General features: G+C 70.2%; 19 protein-coding genes. 14 read left to right on the top strand and 5 right to left on the bottom strand.

Going from position 1 to position 20,725, the window contains the following annotated elements:
- Positions 1-13 precede the first annotated feature (13 nt).
- Positions 14-1,390: an arylsulfatase gene (locus AC21LY_RS19385; RefSeq protein ID WP_489048194.1), complete on the bottom strand. Its 1,377-nt coding sequence runs from the start codon at positions 1,388-1,390 to the stop codon at positions 14-16.
- Positions 1,391-1,647: 257 nt separating this feature from the next.
- Between AC21LY_RS19385 and AC21LY_RS19390 the strand changes: the two genes are divergently transcribed.
- From AC21LY_RS19390 to AC21LY_RS19400, 3 genes are all read left to right on the top strand, one after another.
- Positions 1,648-3,384, top strand: coding sequence for a GMC oxidoreductase (locus tag AC21LY_RS19390; RefSeq protein WP_489048195.1), 1,737 nt, complete (start codon positions 1,648-1,650; stop codon positions 3,382-3,384).
- Between the two features lie 10 nt (positions 3,385-3,394).
- On the top strand, positions 3,395-3,721 hold the full coding sequence (locus AC21LY_RS19395; RefSeq protein ID WP_489048196.1) for a Rieske (2Fe-2S) protein: 327 nt from the start codon (positions 3,395-3,397) through the stop codon (positions 3,719-3,721).
- 88 nt (positions 3,722-3,809) lie between these two features.
- The gene (locus AC21LY_RS19400; RefSeq protein ID WP_489048197.1) at positions 3,810-4,889 is read left to right on the top strand and encodes a VOC family protein; all 1,080 of its coding nucleotides are present in this window, start codon (positions 3,810-3,812) and stop codon (positions 4,887-4,889) included.
- 98 nt (positions 4,890-4,987) lie between these two features.
- On the opposite strand, the gene AC21LY_RS19405 is transcribed toward AC21LY_RS19400, so the two are convergent.
- Together AC21LY_RS19405 and ychF are read right to left on the bottom strand one after the other, a co-directional pair.
- Positions 4,988-5,902: an Abi family protein gene (locus tag AC21LY_RS19405; RefSeq protein WP_489048198.1), complete on the bottom strand. Its 915-nt coding sequence runs from the start codon at positions 5,900-5,902 to the stop codon at positions 4,988-4,990.
- 195 nt (positions 5,903-6,097) lie between these two features.
- On the bottom strand, positions 6,098-7,171 hold the full coding sequence (gene ychF, locus AC21LY_RS19410) for a redox-regulated ATPase YchF (protein ID WP_489048199.1): 1,074 nt from the start codon (positions 7,169-7,171) through the stop codon (positions 6,098-6,100).
- Between the two features lie 114 nt (positions 7,172-7,285).
- Here ychF and AC21LY_RS19415 point away from each other — a divergent pair, with 114 nt between their 5' ends.
- The 7 genes from AC21LY_RS19415 (at position 7,286) to AC21LY_RS19445 (ending at position 15,727) form a co-directional block, all read left to right on the top strand.
- Positions 7,286-9,556, top strand: a complete 2,271-nt coding sequence (locus tag AC21LY_RS19415; RefSeq protein WP_489048200.1) for a carbon starvation CstA family protein — start codon at positions 7,286-7,288, stop codon at positions 9,554-9,556.
- Positions 9,517-9,717, top strand: coding sequence for a YbdD/YjiX family protein (locus AC21LY_RS19420; RefSeq protein WP_489048201.1), 201 nt, complete (start codon positions 9,517-9,519; stop codon positions 9,715-9,717). The genes AC21LY_RS19415 and AC21LY_RS19420 overlap by 40 nt, the downstream gene beginning before the upstream one ends.
- A gap of 67 nt (positions 9,718-9,784) precedes the next feature.
- A complete protein-coding gene (locus AC21LY_RS19425; protein ID WP_489048202.1) occupies positions 9,785-11,260 on the top strand; it encodes an AlkA N-terminal domain-containing protein in 1,476 nt (491 codons plus the stop codon).
- Positions 11,257-11,766, top strand: a complete 510-nt coding sequence (locus AC21LY_RS19430) for a methylated-DNA--[protein]-cysteine S-methyltransferase (protein ID WP_489048203.1) — start codon at positions 11,257-11,259, stop codon at positions 11,764-11,766. Before AC21LY_RS19425 ends, AC21LY_RS19430 begins: the two co-directional genes overlap by 4 nt.
- Entirely contained in the window at positions 11,763-12,959 is a 1,197-nt protein-coding gene (locus tag AC21LY_RS19435) for an AI-2E family transporter (RefSeq protein ID WP_489048204.1), read from the top strand. Before AC21LY_RS19430 ends, AC21LY_RS19435 begins: the two co-directional genes overlap by 4 nt.
- Before the next feature lie 31 nt (positions 12,960-12,990).
- Complete coding sequence (locus AC21LY_RS19440) at positions 12,991-14,070, top strand: DNA recombination protein RmuC (RefSeq protein WP_489048205.1); 1,080 nt, start codon at positions 12,991-12,993, stop codon at positions 14,068-14,070.
- Positions 14,071-14,086: 16 nt separating this feature from the next.
- Positions 14,087-15,727 carry a DUF6542 domain-containing protein gene (locus AC21LY_RS19445; protein WP_489048206.1) on the top strand — a complete coding sequence of 547 codons (1,641 nt, stop codon included), beginning with the start codon at positions 14,087-14,089 and terminating at the stop codon, positions 15,725-15,727.
- Between the two features lie 55 nt (positions 15,728-15,782).
- On the opposite strand, the gene AC21LY_RS19450 is transcribed toward AC21LY_RS19445, so the two are convergent.
- Positions 15,783-16,733, bottom strand: a complete 951-nt coding sequence (locus AC21LY_RS19450) for a 4-hydroxy-3-methylbut-2-enyl diphosphate reductase (RefSeq protein ID WP_489048207.1) — start codon at positions 16,731-16,733, stop codon at positions 15,783-15,785.
- Positions 16,734-16,792: 59 nt separating this feature from the next.
- On the opposite strand from AC21LY_RS19450, the gene AC21LY_RS19455 reads away from it, so the two are divergent.
- From AC21LY_RS19455 to AC21LY_RS19465, 3 genes are read left to right on the top strand one after another with little or no spacing between them, the layout of a single operon-like run.
- Complete coding sequence (locus AC21LY_RS19455) at positions 16,793-17,500, top strand: lipid droplet-associated protein (RefSeq protein ID WP_489048208.1); 708 nt, start codon at positions 16,793-16,795, stop codon at positions 17,498-17,500.
- Positions 17,497-18,783 carry an exodeoxyribonuclease VII large subunit gene (xseA, locus tag AC21LY_RS19460; protein ID WP_489048209.1) on the top strand — a complete coding sequence of 429 codons (1,287 nt, stop codon included), beginning with the start codon at positions 17,497-17,499 and terminating at the stop codon, positions 18,781-18,783. The genes AC21LY_RS19455 and xseA overlap by 4 nt, the downstream gene beginning before the upstream one ends.
- Complete coding sequence (locus AC21LY_RS19465) at positions 18,780-18,989, top strand: exodeoxyribonuclease VII small subunit (protein WP_068532691.1); 210 nt, start codon at positions 18,780-18,782, stop codon at positions 18,987-18,989. The genes xseA and AC21LY_RS19465 overlap by 4 nt, the downstream gene beginning before the upstream one ends.
- A gap of 6 nt (positions 18,990-18,995) precedes the next feature.
- Here AC21LY_RS19465 and AC21LY_RS19470 read toward each other — a convergent pair whose 3' ends face one another.
- On the bottom strand, positions 18,996-19,610 hold the full coding sequence (locus AC21LY_RS19470) for a DUF4245 domain-containing protein (protein ID WP_489048210.1): 615 nt from the start codon (positions 19,608-19,610) through the stop codon (positions 18,996-18,998).
- Positions 19,611-19,715: 105 nt separating this feature from the next.
- On the opposite strand from AC21LY_RS19470, the gene glpX reads away from it, so the two are divergent.
- Complete coding sequence (gene glpX, locus AC21LY_RS19475; RefSeq protein ID WP_489048211.1) at positions 19,716-20,723, top strand: class II fructose-bisphosphatase; 1,008 nt, start codon at positions 19,716-19,718, stop codon at positions 20,721-20,723.
- Positions 20,724-20,725 lie beyond the last annotated feature (2 nt).

Here is a 20,725-nt window from a genome sequence, read left to right on the forward strand (position 1 = left end):
GCCCACGTCCCCGTCAGACGCCGGCGGTCGCCGGGTAACCGGTGAAGTCCTCTCCGGTCCTGATGTGCGGGAAGCGCTTCGCGCTTTCCTGCAGCGCGATGACGGGGCGCATCGCCGCGCCGATCGCCCAGCCGTCCGCGAGCGTCGTCTCCATGACGTCGTACTTCTCGTTCGGATCGGCGACGAGATCGTAGACGGACGGAATCTGGGGGCGCACGTACGGACCGAACAACGATCCGCCCATCGTCTTACGGAAGTGAACCTTCATCGTCTTCCATTTGACGGTCAGCAACTCGCCGTCACCGCCGTACAACATGAAGTGGTCCCGCCCTGAGGATTCCGACTGCCCGCTGAGATGGGACGAAACGTCGATGCCGTCGATCGGTCGGTCCGTGGGCACCATGTCGCTCCTGCCGACCAGAGCTGCGAGGGTCGGGAGCCAGTCCATCGCCGCGACGATCTCACGACTCACCTGCCCCGCGGGAATCCGCTCCGGCCAGCGCACCAGCGCCGGCGCCCGCACGGACCCCTCCCACGTCTGGCCGAAGGATCCGCGCCACGGTCCGTTCGAACCGGCTGCCAACCCCACCAGCTCCCCCGCGGCGTTATCGCTGCTCCACACCACGATCGTGTCGTCGGCGACCCCGGCGGCGGCCAGCGCATCCAGGATCTGGCCGGTGCGGTGATCGAGCTCGACGATGCTGTCCGGAATCACGCCCGACGAACCGGACGCGCCGGCGAAGTCGGGATGCACCGCGACCGGCGGATGAACGGTGGTGAACGACGCGTAGAGGAAGAAGGGCGACCCTGCAGCGGCGCTGCGCTCGATGAAGTCGACCGACCGCTCGGTGATCCGCTCGTCCATGTAGGGGCGGTTGTGCAGGTCGAACGGCTCCACGGGCGCGCTCGGCTCGCCCCGGACCCCGGCGACGATGGACGGTACCGGGAAGTCGTCGGGGTACAGCGGATGCGAGGTGTACGAGGCTTCGTCACTCGAGTTCGGAATGCCCCACCACTCGTCGAACCCCTGAGCGTTGGGCAGTCGGTCGGGCGCATCGCCGACGTGCCATTTACCGAAGCAGGCCGTGCGGTAGCCGAGGTCCGTGAACAGGTCGCCCAGCGTGTACTCCCACGGGCACAACCCGTAGTGGCCGCCGGTCCCCGGCACCGGTACGGAGCAGGTACCCGAACGGATCGGCATCCTCCCGGAGAGCACGGCCGACCGGGTGGGGGTGCACTGCGCCTCAGTGTTGTAGTTCTCCAGCCGGATACCTTCGGAGGCCAGCCGGTCGAGGTTCGGAGTCGGGATCGTGCCGCCGTAGCAACCGAGATCACCGAGACCGATGTTATCGGCCAGCATGAACACGATATTGGGGATTTTCTTACCCATTTATTGGATCTCCTTCGGAAGACCGAGAACGCACCCGCCCGGACGAGGTCACGATACACACCGGGCTCCGTCTGCTGCGGATATTCGGATGATCAGTTTCCGTCACTATAGAACTGTCGTCAGCCGGGCTCCTACACCTGCGGGAACCCGCCGGCGCGCGCGGCGCGCAGCGAGATCCGCCGCGCCGGTCCACACTCTGCGATAGTCTCGCGAACGAAGGCCTGGGGTGCAGAAGCGCGCTCCACCGGAAGGGAATCATGAAGTCCACCGACTACGACGTCATCGTCATCGGCTCAGGATTCGGCGGCAGCGTGGCAGCGCTCCGAGCCGCCGAAAAAGGTTACTCCGTAGGGGTTCTCGAGGCTGGCCGCCGATGGGAGGACGCCGACCTTCCGAAGTCGAACTGGAACATCCCGAAGTTCATGTGGCAGCCCGAGCTCGAGTTGTTCGGAATCCAACGGATGCGTTACCTCGACGATGTGATCGTCCTCGGCGGTTCCGGGGTCGGCGGCGGTTCCCTCGTCTACGCCAATACCCTGTACGTCCCACCGAAGCCGTTCTTCGAATACCCCACGTGGGCGCACATCACCGACTGGGCGCAGGAACTGGCGCCCTACTACGATCTGTGCAATCGCATGTTCGGCGTCCAGGTCTCACCCTATTTGGAAACCGACTCCGATCGCCTGATGCGCGAGGTCGCCGCCGATATGAAGCGGCCCTATCTGCGGGCACCCCTCGGTATCCACTTCGGCAAGCCCGGTGTCGAGGTCGACGACCCGTACTTCGGCGGCGCCGGCCCGCGCCGCACCGGCTGCATCAGCTGCAATGACTGCATGATCGGGTGCGCCCACGGCGCCAAGAACAAGACCACGACGAACTACCTCTACCTCGCCGAACGGCTCGGCGCCGTGATTCACGACATGAACGAGGTGCACACCGTCCGCCCGCTCGACGGCGGCGGCTTCGAGGTGATCGCCCGCCGCCCGGGAGCGCTGGGGCTGGCAGCGCCGCGCCACCACTATCGGGCGAAGGACGTGGTGCTCGCCGCGCACGCCTTCGGTACCGCGCACATCCTGCTGGCCGGCAAGCACGACGGCACTCTCGAGCGGGTATCGAACGAAGCCGGAAAGCGTGCGCGCACCAACTCGGAGGCGCTCATCTCGGTGCAGCGCAGCGAGGCCGACTTCAAGGCGGACCCCGACAAGTTGATCGTCTCGCCCGGCGCATCGTCCGTGACCGCGTGCGTGCAGGTGGACGCGGAGTCGACGATCGGCCCCGTCCGCTACGGCGTGGGCAGCAATGCGATGGCGCTCATCTACACGGCACAGCCGGAGGGGAACGAGGAGCACCACTTCCGGGCCTGGCTCAAGCAGCTGCTCACCCACCCCGTGGACACGATCAGCGTGGACTACCCGCGGAACTGGTCGCAGCGCGGATTCAACCTGCTGTGCATGCGCGACCACGACGATTGGCTGGACCTGTCCTGGGAGCACGGCATGCTGCGCAGCAAGCCGGGCTCATCGACGGCGCCGCCACCCTTCCTGGAGGCCGCCAACGACGTCGGGCGCAGGCTCGCGGAGAAGTTGGGCGGCGTCTCCGCGCAGACCTGGTTCGCGGTGGCCGGCAAGGCGACGTCGTCACACTTCATCGGCGGTCAGACGATCGCCGAGACCCCCGAGCACGGGGTCGTCGATCCGTATCAGCGGGTGTTCGGCTACCCCGGCCTGCACGTCATGGACGGCTCCACCATCGCCGCGAACCCGGGAGTGAACCCCTCACTGACCATCGCCGCGCTGGCCGAACGCGCGATGTCCTTCTGGCCGAACAAGGGCGAGGCCGACCCGCGCCCCGAACTCGGCTCCGGCTACCGGCGACTGGCGCCCGTCCTGCCGACGCGCCCGGCCGTGCCTGCGGGCGCGAGCGGCGAGTACCGGCTCGACCTCGACCTGTCGATCACCGATGTGGTGATCGGCGACCAGCCCCAGGACAAGTGAGGACACCGCGATGAGCGATCAGCAGTTCCGCACGGTGGGCGCCTCCACCGATGTACCCGAGGGCTACGTGATGCCGTACTACCTCGCGGACCGCAAGCACCGGATCTCGGTGGCCCGCAGCGGCGGCCATCTGTACGCGTTCGACGACCTGTCCACCACGGACGGCACGCCGCTGTCGTCCGGAAGGATGACGGGGACCGTCATCATGTCCCCGTGCGACGGAGTCGAGTTCGACATCGCGACCGGGGCTCCCGTGAACGCTCCCGGCGTCAGGCCGCTGGGGACCTACAGCGTGCGGGAGACCGACGGTTCCGTCGAAGTTCTCCTCGCCCCGTAGTCACCCCGTCGGCACCCATGGACAACCGGTGTGCCGCAGCCGGGCTCCGGCTGCGGCGCATCGCTCGAACACGTAGTAGGAGAGGTCGATGAAGACACCGTTCACCTCGTCCGCATGCCGACTGGGCTTCGCGGTCGCCGATATCGACGCCGCGGTCGCGGGCTGGGAAGGCCTGGGAATCGGACCGTGGCACAAGACCACCGACGTTCACCTGGACGATTTCAGCTATCGCTGCCGGGCCTCGGACGCGGTGGTACACATCGCGGAGAGCACGCTCGGCGGCCTCGGCATCCGGCTCGTGCAGCCGGCCGACGACGCGGCCTCGAGCTACCGCGACGCCGTCGATCTCGGCGCGACGGCACTGCACGACATCAGCTGGACCGTCGACGACCTGGACGCAGCGCTCGCGACGGTCACGAAGACCGACGCCGGAGTGCTGCAAGCCGGCTCGATCGCCGGTCGCCGGTTCGCAGCAATGGGTCCGGCTCCGGGAACCGGAACGATCCTGGAGCTCGTCGAGGCAGGCGATCCACCGGCCGACCCACCGGCCTCCGCAGACGCTCCAGCCTCGGGGACGGGGCCCTTCTCGACGCCCGTCGATCAGCTCGGCTTCGTCGTCCCCGATCTGGACCGGGCGGTCGACGGTTGGACCCGGGTCGGCGTGGGGCCGTGGCTCACGGTGAAGGGCGCGAAGGTGGTCGGCTACGAGTACCGCGGAGAGAAGTCCTCTCCGACCCTCGACGTCGCGTTCGCCCAGCTCGGCCCCGTGCAGCTGGAGGTCATCCGGCCGGACGGCGAGCGATCGTCGTACCGGGACTTCCTCGACGCGGGCGGGCAAGGACTGCAACACATCTGCTGGTTCGTCGACGATCTGGACGCCGCGACGAAGAGCGCGGTGGAGCAGGGCGACCGAGTGCTTCAGACGGGCATGTGGTCGGGCGTGCGTTTCGCGTACTTCGAGCCTGCCGACGGCACCGGCACGATCAGGGAGCTGATCGGGATGACGAAGTTGAGCCACGACCTGTTCGGGATGGTGCGAGAGGAGGCATCGGTCGCCGCGTGGGACGGCGAGAGCCATCCGAGCAGGAACGTCCTCCTCGCCGCGGACTGGAGTCTTCGCTGGGAGGCCGTCCGCGGCCAGATCTCCGACCTCCTGCACAGAGGATAAGCAGAATTCAGGCCCCACCGGCGAGGCGTCGGTGGGGGCTGGGTCCGTGACCGCGGTCCCGCTATCGACATGCTCCGCGACTCATCCCCGTCGTCCAGCTAGGGATGCGCCCAGAGCCCGCTCGTAGCCTGCCAATCAGCGGGAACGCCCATATGCGCGATGGGCACGATCGGAACAGTGGGAAAGCTCCTCACCACCGCAGGCAGCAGCGTTCTCCGTCCAACCCCGAGGCGGTCCGCGAGGAACTGGACCAGCGTGAGCTGACCGAAGGTGCGTGCCCAGTCCGTTGCGGCAGCATCCAGGTCAGGATGCCGTCCGGGCTTCGGCAGCTTCGGCGAGAACGTGTGGACGCGGTTGAAGAGCCGCCCATGATGAGCGCAGATATTCCGCATGAGGTTGAGCGCTTTAAGCCAACTGGTCAGCTGCGGAGCAGTGAGTCCGCAGCTGATAGCAACAGCGTCCTGCACACCGCGAGGAGCGAACCCGTAGAGGTACGTGAGACTTCCCCAGTCCAGAAGCTCTGTCGCCGCCCAGACAGGCAGACGTCCGCCGTACTTCTGGCGGTGATGAGCAACGAAATCCTCCCGGGACTGGGCGAGTTCACGTTCATATCGCTGCACCCATCGCGGGTACTGATCCCCGCGTCGCGCGGTGGGACCGAGCTTCGAGGGCTCGAGGTGAGCGCACGGGTCGATCTGACCCAGCTCGTGCCCGAGCGACGCACGGATAGCCAGTTCGACGGGCATCAGGGCAGCGAACGTCGCCGCGCGAAGCCGTGCGTCGAACTCGTAGAGCGCGACGACATCGCTGAACCGAGTGCCAGAATAGAAGTCATCGCGGCGGCCTGATCCCTCGAACTTCCGGAACGGGTACCAGTAGCCGCTGAGGCGGTAGTAGTTCAGTCTGCGAAGCGTGGCCGCCGCTGAGTCACGGTTGCCCATGTCCATGCCACGCCCCTCAAGGAGCGCAACCTGCTCGGCATACGTCTTGTACGCCTTGACTTCGTCGACCACCAGCGCCGCCTGAAAGAATGAGGACCGGCCCTGGACCTACCGAAGTAGGCGGAACCGGTCTTAGTGACACATACGCTACGCTACTGCAGCGAGCGGGTGCAACTCAGTTCTCGACGCCCCCGCGGGCGGTCTGTGCAGGTAGAGAGCAGACCCGCGTCTCATCGAGAGAAGCGAGCCTGTCGTGTTACCCCGACCCTAGACGTTGAAGCGGAACTCCACCACGTCACCGTCGTTCATGACGTAGTCCTTGCCTTCCATGCGAACCTTGCCGGCGGCTTTGGCGGCGGCCATGGAGCCGTGGGTGTCGAGGTCGGCGAAGGAGACGATCTCAGCCTTGATGAAGCCCTTCTCGAAGTCGGTGTGGATCACGCCGGCGGCCTTGGGGGCCGTGTCGCCCTTGCGGATCGTCCAGGCACGCGACTCCTTGGGGCCGGCCGTGAGATAGGTCTGCAGGCCCAAGGTGTGGAAGCCGGCGCGGGCGAGCGAATCGAGGCCCGGCTCGTCCTGGCCGATGGACTCGAGCATCTCGGCCTGATCCTCGGGGTCGAGCTCCAGCAGCTCGGACTCGATCTTCGCATCGAGGAACACGGAATCGGCGGGCGCGACGGCCGCCGCGAGCTCCGCGCGACGCGCAGCATCGGTGAGCACGCCCTCGTCGGCGTTGAAGACGTAGAGGAAGGGCTTGGCGGTCATCAGGTGCAGCTCGCGGATCGGCGCGGTGTCGAAACCCGCGGCGAACAGGGTCTTGCCGTCCGTCAGCACCGCTTCGGCGGCCTTGACCGCCTCGACGGTCTCCGCCAGCTCCTTGTTCTTGCGCGCGTCCTTCTCGAGCCGGGGCAGGGCCTTCTCGATGGTCTGCAGGTCGGCGAGGATCAGCTCGGTGGCGACGGTGTCGATGTCGGCGAGCGGATCGACCTTGCCTGCCACGTGCACCACGTCCTCGTCGGAGAAGACGCGCACCACCTGGCAGATCGCGTCGGCCTCGCGGATGTTGGAGAGGAACTGGTTGCCCATACCCTCGCCCTCGGAGGCGCCCTTGACGATGCCGGCGATGTCGACGAAGGACACGGTCGCGGGCAGGATGCGCTCGGAACCGAAGATCTCGGCCAGACGGTGCAGGCGCGGGTCCGGCAGGTTCACCACGCCGACGTTCGGCTCGATGGTGGCGAACGGGTAGTTCGCCGCCTCCACCTCACTGTTGGTGAGGGCGTTGAACAGGGTGGACTTGCCGACGTTGGGCAGCCCGACGATTCCGAGGGTAAGACTCACGGGGCCTCATTCTACGTGCTCGGATCCGTTCCGAATCCCCCGCGCCCGAGCCGCGCGAGTGACACTATGAGCCTTGCTCATCACCCGTCGTGGAGAACCCACCGAGGAGGCCTCGTGTCAGCACCTACAGCACCGTCGAACACGGTGACGGACGGCGACATCACCTACGTCCGGACGGACCCCGCGCGGCCGCCCGTCGCGATCATCGACCGCAGCCCGATCACCACCAAGCACAAGGTGATCTTCGGCGTCATCGCGATCGTCGGCGCGGTCGCCTGGGCGATGATCGCCCTCGCCCGCGGCGAATCCGTGAACGCCGTGTGGTTCGTCCTGGCAGCGATCTGCACCTACGTGGTCGGCTACCGCTTCTACGCCCGCCTGATCGAGCTGAAGGTCGTGCGTCCCCGAGACGACGAGGCGACGCCCGCCGAGGTTCTCGACAACGGCACGGACTACATGCCCACCGATCGGCGCGTTCTGTTCGGCCACCACTTCGCCGCGATCGCCGGCGCCGGGCCTCTTGTGGGTCCCGTCCTCGCCGCGCAGATGGGCTACCTGCCCGGGACGATCTGGATCGTCGTGGGCGCGCTGGTCGCGGGCTGCGTGCAGGACTACCTGGTGCTGTGGGTCGCGACCCGCCGCCGGGGACGCTCGCTCGGCCAGATGATCCGCGACGAGCTCGGGCCGGTCGGCGGCGCCGCCGCGATCATCGGCATCGCGGCCATCATGACGATCCTCATCGCGGTGCTCGCGCTGGTCGTGGTGCAGGCGCTCGGGCACAGCCCGTGGGGCGTCTTCTCCATCGCCGCAACCATTCCCATCGCCCTGTTCATGGGCGTCTACCTGCGCTACCTGCGGCCCGGCCGGGTCTCCGAGGTCTCGCTCATCGGTTGCGTACTGCTGCTCGCCGCGGTGATCGGCGGCCGCTACGTGGGCGAGAGCAGCTGGGGCAAGGACCTGTTCACGCTCACCCCGGTCCAGCTCAGCTGGGCGATCATCATCTACGGCTTCGCGGCCTCGGTACTGCCAGTGTGGCTGCTGCTCGCACCCCGCGACTACCTGTCCACCTTCATGAAGGTCGGCACCATCGCGCTGCTCGCCGTGGGCATCGTCATCGCCCGGCCCATGATGGAGGTGCCCGCGGTCTCCGACTTCGCGACCCGCGGCGACGGCCCCGTCTTCGCCGGATCGCTGTTCCCGTTCCTGTTCATCACGATCGCGTGCGGCGCCCTCTCCGGCTTCCACTCCCTGGTCAGCTCCGGCACCACGCCGAAGCTGCTGGCGAAGGAGGGGCAGATGCGGCTGATCGGCTACGGCGGCATGCTCACCGAATCCTTCGTGGCGATCATGGCGCTGATTACCGCGTCGATCATCAACCAGCACTTCTACTTCGCCATGAACGCGCCGCTCGCGAAGACCGGCGGCACGGCCGAGACCGCGGCCACCTACGTCAATTCGCTGGGCCTGGGCGGCGATCCGATCACCGGCCAGGAGATCACCCAGGCGGCCAAGGACGTCGGCGAGGAGTCGATCGTCTCCCGCACCGGCGGCGCCCCGACGCTGGCCTTCGGCATGTCCGAAGTGCTGCACCAGGTTTTCGGCGGGTCGTCGATGAAGTCCTTCTGGTACCACTTCGCGATCATGTTCGAGGCCCTGTTCATCCTCACCACCGTGGACGCCGGCACCCGCGTCGCGCGGTTCATGGTCTCCGACGCGCTGAGCAACCTGGGCGGCCCCTTCCGCCGGCTCAAGGACCCGAGCTGGCGGCTCGGGGCTTGGGCCGCTTCGCTCCTCGTGGTCGCCGCCTGGGGCAGCATCCTGCTGATGGGCGTGACCGACCCGCTGGGCGGCATCAACACGCTCTTCCCGCTGTTCGGCATCGCCAACCAGTTGCTGGCCGCGATGGCGCTCACCCTGGTCGTCGTCGTGGTGGTCAAGAAGGGCTACTACAAGTGGGTCTGGATCCCCGCGATCCCACTCGTGTGGGACCTCGTCGTGACCATGACGGCGTCCTGGCAGAAGATCTTCAGCGCGGATCCCGCGGTGGGCTACTGGAAGCAGCACAGCAACTTCAAGGCCGCCGCGGAGGCCGGGAAGTCCTCGTTCGGCTCGGCGAAGACACCCGAGGCCATCGACGCGGTGGTGCGCAACACCTTCATCCAGGGCACGCTGTCGATCGTCTTCGCGATCATGGTGCTCGTCGTCGTGGTCATGGGCGCGTGGACCATCTACCGCACGGTGTCCGGCAACGGCCGCCCACTCACGGAGGAGGAGCCGCAACCGAGCGACCTGTTCGCGCCGAGCGGCCTCATCCCCACCCCCGCGGAACGAAAGGTGGAGGCCGAATGGGTCGCACTGGGCGTCACCCGGTCATCCGGGCACTGAAGGCGATCCGCTGGTACGTGGGCTCGATCATGGGCGACAACCACTACCAGCGGTACGTCGAGCACCGTCGGGCGACGCATCCGGGCGAGCCGGTGATGTCCGAGCGGGAGTACTGGAGGGCCCGGTACGACGGCGCGACCGTCCAGGTGCGCTGCTGCTGACCTCCCCGGAACGGCGACGTCCGAAAACCGCTAGCGCGCGGGGTGGACCGGTGCCAGAGTCGAAGGCGTGACCACCAGCTCACCCCTCCTCGACTTCGACCGGTGCTACCGGGCGATCGCCGGCCGCGACGCGCGGTTCGACGGCCAGTTCTACACCGCCGTCGCCACCACCGGCATCTACTGCCGTCCGTCCTGCCCCGCCACCACGCCCAAGGCGGAGAACGTCAGCTTCCACCTCACCGCCGCCGCGGCGCAGGCCGCCGGCTACCGGGCCTGCCGACGGTGCCTCCCCGACGCCGTGCCCGGGTCGCCCCGGTGGAACCTCGAATCGGACCTGGCCGCGCGGGCCATGCGTCTCATCGCCGACGGGGTGGTCGACCGGTCCGGCGTGGCAGGGCTCGCCGAACGGCTGGGCTACAGCGCCCGCCAGCTCACGCGGGTCCTCACCGCCGAGCTCGGCGCCGGTCCCCTGGCCCTCGCCCGGGCCCACCGCGCGACCACCGCCCGGATCCTCATCACCAGCACGGCGATGCCCTTCTCGGACATCGCCTTCGCCGCGGGCTTCCGTTCGATCCGCCAGTTCAACGACACCGTGCGGGAGGTCTTCGCCCGCACGCCCTCGGAGCTGCGCGCGCAGCGGAGCCCGGACCGCGGCACCGCCGCCACCACCGGCGAACTGACCCTCCGCCTCGCGCTGCGCGGGCCCTACGCGAGCGGCTGGGTGCGGTGGTTCCTCACCGCGCACGCCGTGGCCGGGCTCGAGCACACCGACGGTGACCGCTACACCCGCGTCGTGAGCCTGCCGGGCGGGAACGGGATCGCCACCGTCGACCTCGGGACCGCGCCGGACGGGTACGTCCGTGCCACCCTGTCACTGGCGGCGATGAGCGATCTGTCCACCGCCGTGGCCAGGCTGCGGCACCTGCTCGACCTGGACGCCGACCCCGTCGCCGTGGACGAGGCCCTCGCCGCCGACCCGCGCCTGGCTCCCCTCGTCACCGCGACCCCCGGCATCCGGCTCTTCGGCAGCGTCGATCCCGCGGAACTGCTGCTGCGCACCATGATCGGGCAGCAGATCTCGATCGCCGCGGCGGCCACGCACCAGGCCCGGCTCGTCGCCGCGCTCGGCACCGAGGTCGACGATCCGGCCGGACGCGTCACCCGCGCCTTCCCCACCCCGGCCGCGATCGCCGAGCACGGCGGCGAGATCCTCACCGGACCACGCAACCGGATCGCCGCCATCGTCGGCGCCGCAACCGAACTGGCGGAAGGGCGGCTGGTCCTCCACCCCGGGATGACCCGCGCCGAGGCCCGCGCGGAACTGCTCCGACTCAAAGGGGTGGGTCCGTGGACCGCCGACTACACGGCGATGCGCATGCTCGCCGACCCCGACACCCTGCTCGGGTCCGACCTCGTGGTCGCCAAGGGCGCACGGCTGCTCGGCCTGGACATCACCGACGACCACTGGAGCCCGTGGGGCAGCTACGTCTGCCTGCACCTGTGGAACCACGCCCTCACCGCCGACCGAAGGATCACCGCATGACCGCCACCCACGCCACCGTCGAGACGCCCGCCGGGCCCTTCACCGCCGTCGTCGACGCCGACGGTGCCGTCCTCGCCTCCGGCTGGACCGCCGACCTCGGCACGCTGCTGCCCGTGATCCATCCGTCCCTGCGGCCCACCACCGTCGAGGAGCGGGCCGAACTCGGCGCCGTGACCCGGGCGGTCGCAGCCTTCCACGCCGGCGAGCTCACCGCGATCGACGACATCGCCGTGCGGCAACGCTCGGGCGTCTTCGTCGAGCACGCCTGGCGGGTGCTGCGCACCGTCGAACCCGGGAAGCCCGTGACCTACACGGAGTACGCCGATCTGTCCGGACGCCCCGCCGCGGTCCGGGCCGCGGCGATGGCGTGCGCCCGCAACGCGACCGCGCTCTTCGTCCCGTGCCACCGGGTACTGCGCCTCGACGGCTCCCTCGGCGGCTTCCGGTGGGGACTCGCCGTCAAGAAGTGGCTGTTGGCCCACGAGGCACATACGATCGCGACGTGAGCGATGACGTGACGAACCCGCCCGGCACGAGGACGCGCAGTGCCGTCTACGGAGAGGCGGGCCGCTGGCTCGCGACCTGGAGCTGGCGCACCGTCGCGGTCGCCGCGCTGCTGTGGGTGCTCAGCTGGCTGATCGGCGAGTTCTGGTCGATCCTGCTGCCCGTGCTGCTGGCGATCCTGCTGTGCACCGTGCTGTGGCCGCCCGTCAACTGGCTACGGAGCAAGGGCCTGCCGCCCGCGCTGGCGACCACACTCGTGCTGCTCCTGTCACTGGGACTGCTCGCCGGCATCATCGGCGCCATCGCGCCGTCGATCGGCGGCCAGTCCAAGGAGATCGCGGACCGCGCCATCGAGGGCGTCGGCAAGGTGCAGAGATGGGCGCAGGGCCCTCCGCTGAACCTGCAGGACGAGCAGATCAGCAAGTTCGTCACGTCGATCACCAAGAAGCTGCAGGAGAGCGCCGAGAGCATCGCCTCGGGCGTCTTCACCGGCGTGAGCGCCGCCGGGTCGTTCGTGGTCGCGATCGTGATGGTCGCCATGCTCACCTTCTTCTTCCTCAAGGACGGCGACAAGTTCATGCCGTGGCTGCGGCGCCACTCCGGCACGCCGGTCGCGGATCACCTGGCCGAGCTGCTCAGCCGCACCTGGGCCACCCTGGGCGGCTTCATCCGCACCCAGGCGGTGGTCAGCTTCATCGACGCGCTGTTCATCGGCCTCGGCCTGGTGATCCTCCAGGTGCCGCTCGCGGCGGCGCTCGCCGTGATCACCTTCCTCGGCGGCTTCATCCCGATCGTCGGCGCCTTCGTCGCGGGCGCGCTCGCCGTGATCATCGCGCTCGTGACCAACGGCCCCGGCACCGCTCTGGCCGTGCTCGTGGTCGTCATCGCGGTCCAGCAGCTGGAGGGCAACGTGCTCTCGCCGATCCTGCAGTCGCGCTCGATGCAGCTGCACCCCGCGATCGTGCTGCTCGCCATCGCCTTCGGCGGTACCGAGTTCGGCATCATCGGCGCCTTCCTCGCCGTGCCCGTCGCGGCCGCCTTCGCCGTCCTCTTCCGGTACCTGGGCGAGCTCATCGACGAGGAGACCGGCGAGACGCCGCCGCCCGAGGACCAGCCCGCTCCGAGCTTCTGGAGCAGGTTCCGGCGCCGCCCGGCGCCGGAGCCCGAGGCGGAGGCCCCGGCCGACGCCGCCTGAACTTGTCAGTGCCGGCGGCCATGATGGCGGCATGGATCTCTCGCATCTGATCGTCGCGCTGCTGGCGCTCCTGGTCGGCGGCGCCGTGGGGATCATCCTGGCCCGAGTGCTGCCCGCACCGTCCGGTCAGGCCGACGGTGCCTCCCCGGACGCGGTCGCCGGGCCGGTGAACGCCCTCCTGGCGCCGCTCCGCCAGACCCTCGACGCGCTGGGCCACGAGTTCGCCGTGGCGGAGCGCAGCCGTGTGGCCGCGTTCGCCGGCCTCCGGGAGCAGATCGGCACCGTCGCCCGCACGAGCGAGGCGCTGCGCGCGGAGACCGCCACCCTCCGATCCGCCATGAAGTCGTCCACGGTCCGCGGCCGCTGGGGAGAGCTGCAGTTGCAGCGCGTGGTCGAGTTGGCCGGGCTCAGCCGGCACTGCGACTTCTCCACCCAGGTCGGGGCGGCCGTCGGCGAGGCCCGGGTGCGCCCGGACCTGGTGGTCCACCTCGCCGGCGGCCGGGATCTGGCGGTCGATTCGAAAGTCCCCCTGGACGCCTACCTGCAGCTCCTGGAGGCACCGCCCGCGGAGCACACGGCCCTGCTCTCCGACCACGCGCGCCGGTTCCGCTCGCACGTGGTGCAGCTCGCGGGCAAGCGGTACTGGGAGGCGGTCGGCTCACCGGAGCTGGTGGTGATGTTCGTGCCCGCCGAGGCCTTCCTCGACGCCGCACTGCAGGCCGATCCCGAGCTCCTGGAGTTCGCCCTGGACCGGAATGTGGTACTCGCCACACCGACGACCCTCGTCGCGATGCTGCGCGCGGTCGCCCTCACCTGGAGGCAACACGCCCTCGGGGAGGACGCCGAGCGCATCCACGCCCTCGGGCGCGAACTGAACGAGCGGTTCGACGTCCTCAACAGTCACTTCTCCGCACTGGGTACGGCGCTGGGCAAGACGGTCGAGGCGTTCAACGCGACCGTCGGTTCGTACAACGCGCGCGTCGGCGTCACCGCGCGGCGCCTGTCCGATCTCGATTCGATGCCCGACGGTGCCCGCGACGCCCCGCTGGGGGTCGATCGGACGCCGCGAGCCGTCCCCACGACAGCACATTCTCGGTTCTCACAGTGTTAACCGGTACGGTTCACCTGTGTCGAAGTTCCAACCGTCCCGCTCCCAGGTGCCGGTCGACGAGCGCTCCGTGCTCGCGACGGTCCCCGGATTGCCGTGGTGGGGCGCCGTCCTGACCATGCTGGCGTTCACAGCGGTGGGCGCCCTCGCATCGGGCGAATTCGCGGGAGCGAACGCCGGTGTGATCGCCATGGCCGTCGGCGCCGTGGTCGCTGTGCTCGCGGTGCGCAATCGCGCGCTGTTCACCGCCATGGTCCAGCCCCCGCTGATCATCGCGACCGCGATTCCCCTGTACCGGTGGTGGGGCCTCCCCAGTCCGCGCAAGACCAGCCAGATCCTCACCGACGTGCTGTTCCCGATGATCTCGCTGTTCCCCTGGATGTTCTGGATCACGGTGATCGTCCTCGTCATCGGCGGCGCACGGCTACTGCAGTACCGCGGGCTCACCGCGCCCGCGCGCGCCGCCCAGCGCGGTGCCGCCGCGACCAGCGCGAAGTCCTCGACGAAGGCCGGCACGAAGACCTCCACCGCCAAGACCGGTGCCGCGAAGCCCGCGGCCGGTTCCGGCGCGCTCGCCGCCGCGGCCACCACCGTGGGCGGTCCCAGCACCGCGGCCGGGAAGCGGCTCGCTTCCGCCCCGTCGTCGATCGGTGAGCGGATCCGCACCGCGTTCGCCCGGCTCCGTCCCGCACCCGCTGCGGGCGCGGCCGCCGGAGCGGGTGCCGTGGGCGCGGCCGGCCTCGTCGCCGAGGGAGCCGGCCGCTCGGAGCGCCATCAGAGCTGGTCGTCGCCGCACCGCTCCAGCCGTGCCGTCCGTGATCGCGCGGACCGCCGGGAGCCCGTCGGCCCCGAGGCCGACGCGCCGGTCCGGGGGCGGAGTTCGGCCGCCCGGCGGGAGGATCCCCGCCGCGAGGACCTGCGGCGCGACCTCCGCCGGGGCGAGGAACTGCGCCGCGACTCCGCCGCTCGCCTCGAACGCACCCGCGAGGAGATCGCCGCCCGGGACGCCGCCGCCCCGGCCACGCAGGTCCACCGCGTCATCCGGCCCGACACCGGCCAGCACCCGCGGCCCCCGATGCCGCGACGCCCCGTCGACGACGAGCGCCGCGCGATTCCCCGCGGTGCGCGCCCCCGTCCCGCCGTCGCGCAGGGCGACCGGCCGCGCCCGGGCGTGCAGGACCCGCGCGACTTCCGGCTCGACGAGGAACGACGGCCGATCGCGGAACCGCAGCCGCGGTGGCGCACCCCGCGGGATCCCGCGGCCCGGCCCGCCGCCCCCACCGGGCGTGCGGCGATGCCGGCCGACGCTCGCGACTACCGGCGCGAGGCCCGCGACATCGACCGGGCGCGCGGCGTGGAGCCGGGCGCATCCCGCGTCGACCGGGAGCGTCCTCGGATCCCCCGCGACGATTACGCCTCGCTCCCCCGCATCTCCGGCAGCCGGGCGGTCCAGCCCGACCTTCCGAGCCTCAGTGGCGATACCGAGCGCCGGGCTCGGCGCGGCGAGGCCCCGTCGAGCCCGGGTCGCTACGAGCACTACCGGCCCCCGCGCTACCGGCCGCAGAGCGAGGACACGCCCGTCGAGACCAACTTCCGGGACGACTTCGCCGAGCCGACGGAGGAGCCCCGGCAGATCCGCCGGCACCGCTACAAGGACTGATAGCGAAGAACCCGCGGCCACCGGCCGCGGGTTCTCTCGTTGAGCAGGACCGAGCTCAGGCCTTCGCGCGGGGGCGCAGTTCGCGCGGCAGGGCGAAGACGAGCGTCTCGTTCGCGGTGGTGACGGTCTGCACGTCGTGGAAGCCCTCGCCGTCGAGGTACTCGACGACGCCCTTGACCAGGATCTCCGGCACCGACGCGCCGGAGGTGATGCCGACGGTCTCCACACCGTCAAGCCACGCGGGATCGATCTCCCGGGCGAAGTCGATGAGGTGCGCGGCGCGGGCGCCGGCCTGCAGCGCCACCTCGACCAACCGCACCGAGTTCGACGAGTTCCGCGAGCCCACGACGATCACCAGGTCGCACTCGGGAGCCATCGCCTTCACGGCGACCTGACGGTTCTGGGTGGCGTAGCAGATGTCGTCGCTGGGGGGATCCTGCAGCTTCGGAAACTTCTCCCGCAGGCGGCGGACCGTCTCCATCGTCTCGTCGACCGAGAGAGTGGTCTGCGAGAGCCAGACGAGCTTGTCCTCGTCGCGGACCGTCACGTTGTCGACCGCGTCCGGACCGTCGACGAGCTGCACGTGCTGCGGCGCCTCCCCCGCGGTGCCCTCGACCTCCTCATGGCCCTCGTGGCCGATGAGCAGGATGTCGTAATCGTCGCGGGCGAAGCGCTTGGCCTCCTGGTGCACCTTGGTGACCAGCGGGCAGGTGGCGTCGATGGTGCGCAGGCTGCGCTGCGCGGCACCCTCGTGGACCGCGGGCGAGACGCCGTGCGCGGAGAAGACCAGCAGCGAGCCCTCGGGCACCTCGTCGGTCTCGTCGACGAAGATCACGCCCTTGTCCTGCAGCGTCTCCACGACGTGCCGGTTGTGCACGATCTCCTTGCGCACGTACACCGGCGCCCCGTGTTTCTCCAACGCCTTCTCGACGGTCTCCACCGCTCGATCGACGCCGGCACAGTAGCCGCGCGGCTCGGCCAACAGAACGCGCTTGCCAGAAGTCATGCATCCAGGCTACGGCACCTGGCGGTGTGCCGGCCGCCGCGATGAGGCACCCTGGACACATGAGCCGTTTACCGTTCGTGGTCCGCGTCGCCGTCGGGGCCGTGGCCCTCGCCGCCGAGAAGGGCCAGGAGATCGTCACGGGCGCCGTGAGCGCGCCGCTCACGCTGGGCAGCAAGTCCGCGCAGGCCTTCATCCACGTCCAGCAGGACCTCGCCGACCTCGCCGTCCGCGGTGACCGCGCGATCGAGACCGTCTTCCCCGCCAAGGAGGAGGAGCAGGCCGCATGGGCCACCTTCGACGACGACGAGGACGTCGACGTCGACCTGCCCACGCCGAAGCCCGCCTACGGCGAGGTCCGACGGGCCACCGAACCCGCGCCCGCCCCCGAGTCCGAGTCCGCGCAGGCCGACGGTGCCGCACCCGCCGACGCCCAGGCCGACGCTGCCCAGGCCGATGCTGCCTCCCCGGACACCGCCGCCACCGCGGCGGGGGCCACGGCCGATCGGGCACCGTCGGGCGCGGGGCGGTACGCCCTCTACAGCTCCCCCGCCCCGGCACCGTCGGGCACGGCCACCGTGACCGAGGCCCCCGAGGACCTGCCCGCGGCGGCGCGGCGGATCGACTACCCCGAGCTGACCCTCGCGCAGCTGCGCGGCCGGCTGCCCGGGCTGACCACCCCCGAGGTGGAGGCGCTCGTCGAATACGAGCGCGGTCACAGGGCCCGGGCGCCGTTCCTCACGATGCTCGAGAACCGCATCACGAAGTGACCGGACCGGCGACGACCGGCGGCGCCCCGGCGGGCGGGCCGTCGACCGCGGAGCACCCGTGGCCGGTGCGCGTGGTCTCCATGAAGATCGCGCAGTGGATCGACCGGCTCGGCGAGGTCTGGGTCGAAGGCCAGATCACGCAGCTCAACCGCCGCGGCGGCGGAACCGCCTTCCTCACGCTGCGCGACCCGTCGGCGAACGTCTCGCTTCAGGTCACCTGCCTGCCCGCGGTGCTCGACCGCTCCGAGGTGCCGCTGAACGAGGGCACCCAGGTGATCGTGCGCGGCAAGTTCACCTACTGGGCCGGACGCGGCAGCCTGTCGCTGCGGATCACGGAGATCCGCGCCGTCGGCGTGGGCGAGCTGCTGGCCCGGATCGAGCGGCTGCGGCAGTTGCTGCACGCCGAGGGCCTGTTCGACCCGCGGCTCAAGCGGCCGCTCCCCTTCCTGCCGCGCACCGTCGGGCTGGTGACCGCACGGGCCAGCGCCGCCGAGCGCGATGTGCGATCGATCGCCGAGGGCCGGTGGCCCGGCGTGCGGATCCGCGCCGAGTACGCGACCGTGCAGGGACCGACGGCCGTCCCGCAGCTGGTGGCCGCACTGCGCGCGCTGGACTCCGACCCGTCGGTCGACGTGATCATCCTCGCCCGGGGTGGCGGCAGCGTCGAGGACCTGCTGCCCTTCTCCGACGAGACGCTGTGCCGCGCCGTGCACGCCGCCCGCACGCCCATCGTCTCCGCGATCGGCCACGAGCCCGACAACCCGCTGTGCGATTTCGCCGCCGACGTCCGCGCCGCGACGCCCACCGACGCGGCCAAGCGCGTGGTACCCGACGTGGCCGACGAGCTCGACCGCATCGCCGAACTGCGCGGACGGGCCGCGGCGGCGCTGCGGGGGTGGGTCGCCCGCGAGGCGCACACCCTCGAGGCGCTCCGCTCCCGCCCCGTCTTCGCCCATCCCATGCGCCTCGTCGACGACCGGGCCGAGCAGGTCGAGCGCCTGCTGCGCGATGTCCGGCGGGACGTGCGGCGCACCGTCGAACGCGAATCGGACGGGGTGCGGCACCTGGCCGCGCGCCTGACCGCACTCGGCCCCGCCGCCACCATGGCCCGGGGCTACGCCGTGGTGCAGAAGGTCACACCGGACGGGGAGAACCCCGTCGTGCGCAGCATCGAGGACCTTGCGCCCGGCTCGCAGCTACGGGTCCGGGTGCCTGACGGTGCAGCCAGCGCTGCCGTGATGGGCGTGAAGAAGATCGCCGTACGAATCGAGGGGGAAGCATGAGCGACGAGACACCGGTGGCCGAACTCGGCTACGAGCAGGCCCGCGACGAGCTCGCGGTGGTGGTGAAGCTGCTCGAACAGGGCGGCATCGACCTGGACGAGTCGCTGAATCTCTGGGAGCGCGGCGAGGCCCTCGCCAAGCGCTGTGAGGAGCATCTCGCCGGGGCGCGGGAGCGGATCGAGAAGGCGATCGCCGCCGAGGAGTGAACGCGCCTACCGGGGCGCGCCCGGGACCTGCGCGCCGGACCGCGGCAGCGGTTGCTGCGACTGCACGGCGGCCGCGAGTTCGGTGAACCGCGGAACCGTGGCCCCGCCGAAGACGACGAGGACGGCACCGTCGAGCTGGAGCACCCAGGCACTGCGGTTCCTGTCGTTCGGGCCGTAGACGTCCCACGTCCGCCCGTCGACGGGGACCGTTCCCGAGGGCTTGGCCTTCGCGCCGTAGACGGACTCGACGACGGTGCCCACCGGGGCCCCGGACTGCGAGAGCTGCAACGAATTCTTCTCGGGCGTCACGTAATTGACGGAGAAGATCGCGCCGCCGGTCACCTCCTGATCGCGGGTGGCGGTCGCCTTCCACCCGCTCGGCACGCCGTCGGCCACGCCGTCGCCGGCCGGCATGCGGATCGGGAAGCCCAACGTGTCCGCCGACACCTGGTAGACGCCCCTCGGGTTGATCGGGTCGACGGACTCGTCCTTCGGATCGGCGCCGAAGCCGAGCTTGAAGTTGCCCGACGCGAGCAGGACCAGCAGGCACAGTGCGATCAGCGGAACCATCGTCAGCACCATGTCGCGACGGTTCTGCAGAATCCGGGGTTTCTCAGCCACGACGTCCAGTATCCCGGCAGCACCGCCCGGCGACGGAGGCGGGCATGGAAGAATCGGGCGAGGCCCGCCGCGCCCGCCCGCGCGCATCGAGATCCGGAGGAATCCATGTCCGATACCCACGCTGAGAAGAACCCCATCGCCCCGGACCGGAATCTCGGGATGGAGCTGGTCCGCGTGACCGAGGCCGCAGCGCTCGCCGCCGGCCGCTGGGTCGGTCGCGGCAACAAGGAGGCCGGCGACGGCGCCGCCGTCGACGCCATGCGCCAGCTCGTCTCGACGGTGTCGATGAGCGGCGTGGTCGTCATCGGCGAGGGCGAGAAGGACGAAGCCCCCATGCTCTACAACGGCGAAGAGGTCGGCAACGGCTTCGGCCCCTTCACCGACGTCGCCGTCGACCCCGTCGACGGCACCACCCTCATGGCCAAGGGCATGCCCGGCTCCATCGCCGTCCTCGCCGTCGCCGAACGCGGCGCCATGTACGACCCCTCCGCCGTCTTCTACATGAACAAGATCGCCGTCGGCCCCGAAGCCGCCGGCGTCATCGACATCCAGGCCCCCATCGCCGACAACATCGCCAAGGTCGCCAAGGCCCGGGGCATCAAGATCACCGACGTCACCCTGACCGTCCTCGACCGCCCCCGCCACGAGCAGCTCATCGCCGACATCCGCGCCACCGGCGCGGTCGTACGCCTGATCTCCGACGGTGACGTCGCCGGCGCCATCGCCGCTGCCCGCCCCGAAGCCAAGACCGACATCCTCGTCGGCATCGGCGGCACCCCCGAGGGCATCATCGCCGCCGCCGCACTGCGCTGCATGGGCGGCGAGATCCAGGGCACCCTCGCACCGTCGAACGACACCGAGCGGCAGCGCCTGGCGGACCTGGGCATCGACCCGAACCAGGTCCTCACCACCACCGACCTCGTCCGCGGCGAACACGTCTACTTCGCCGCCACCGGCGTCACCGACGGCGACCTGCTCCGCGGCGTCAAGTACCGCGCCGACGGCGCCACCACCCAGTCGATCGTCATGCGCAGCAGGTCCGGCACCGTCCGCACCGTCGACGCGACGCACCGCCTGACCAAGCTGAAGACGTACGCCCAGATCATCAACTGAGA

The sequence above is a fragment of the Tsukamurella sp. II2bb genome (assembly GCF_057815145.1).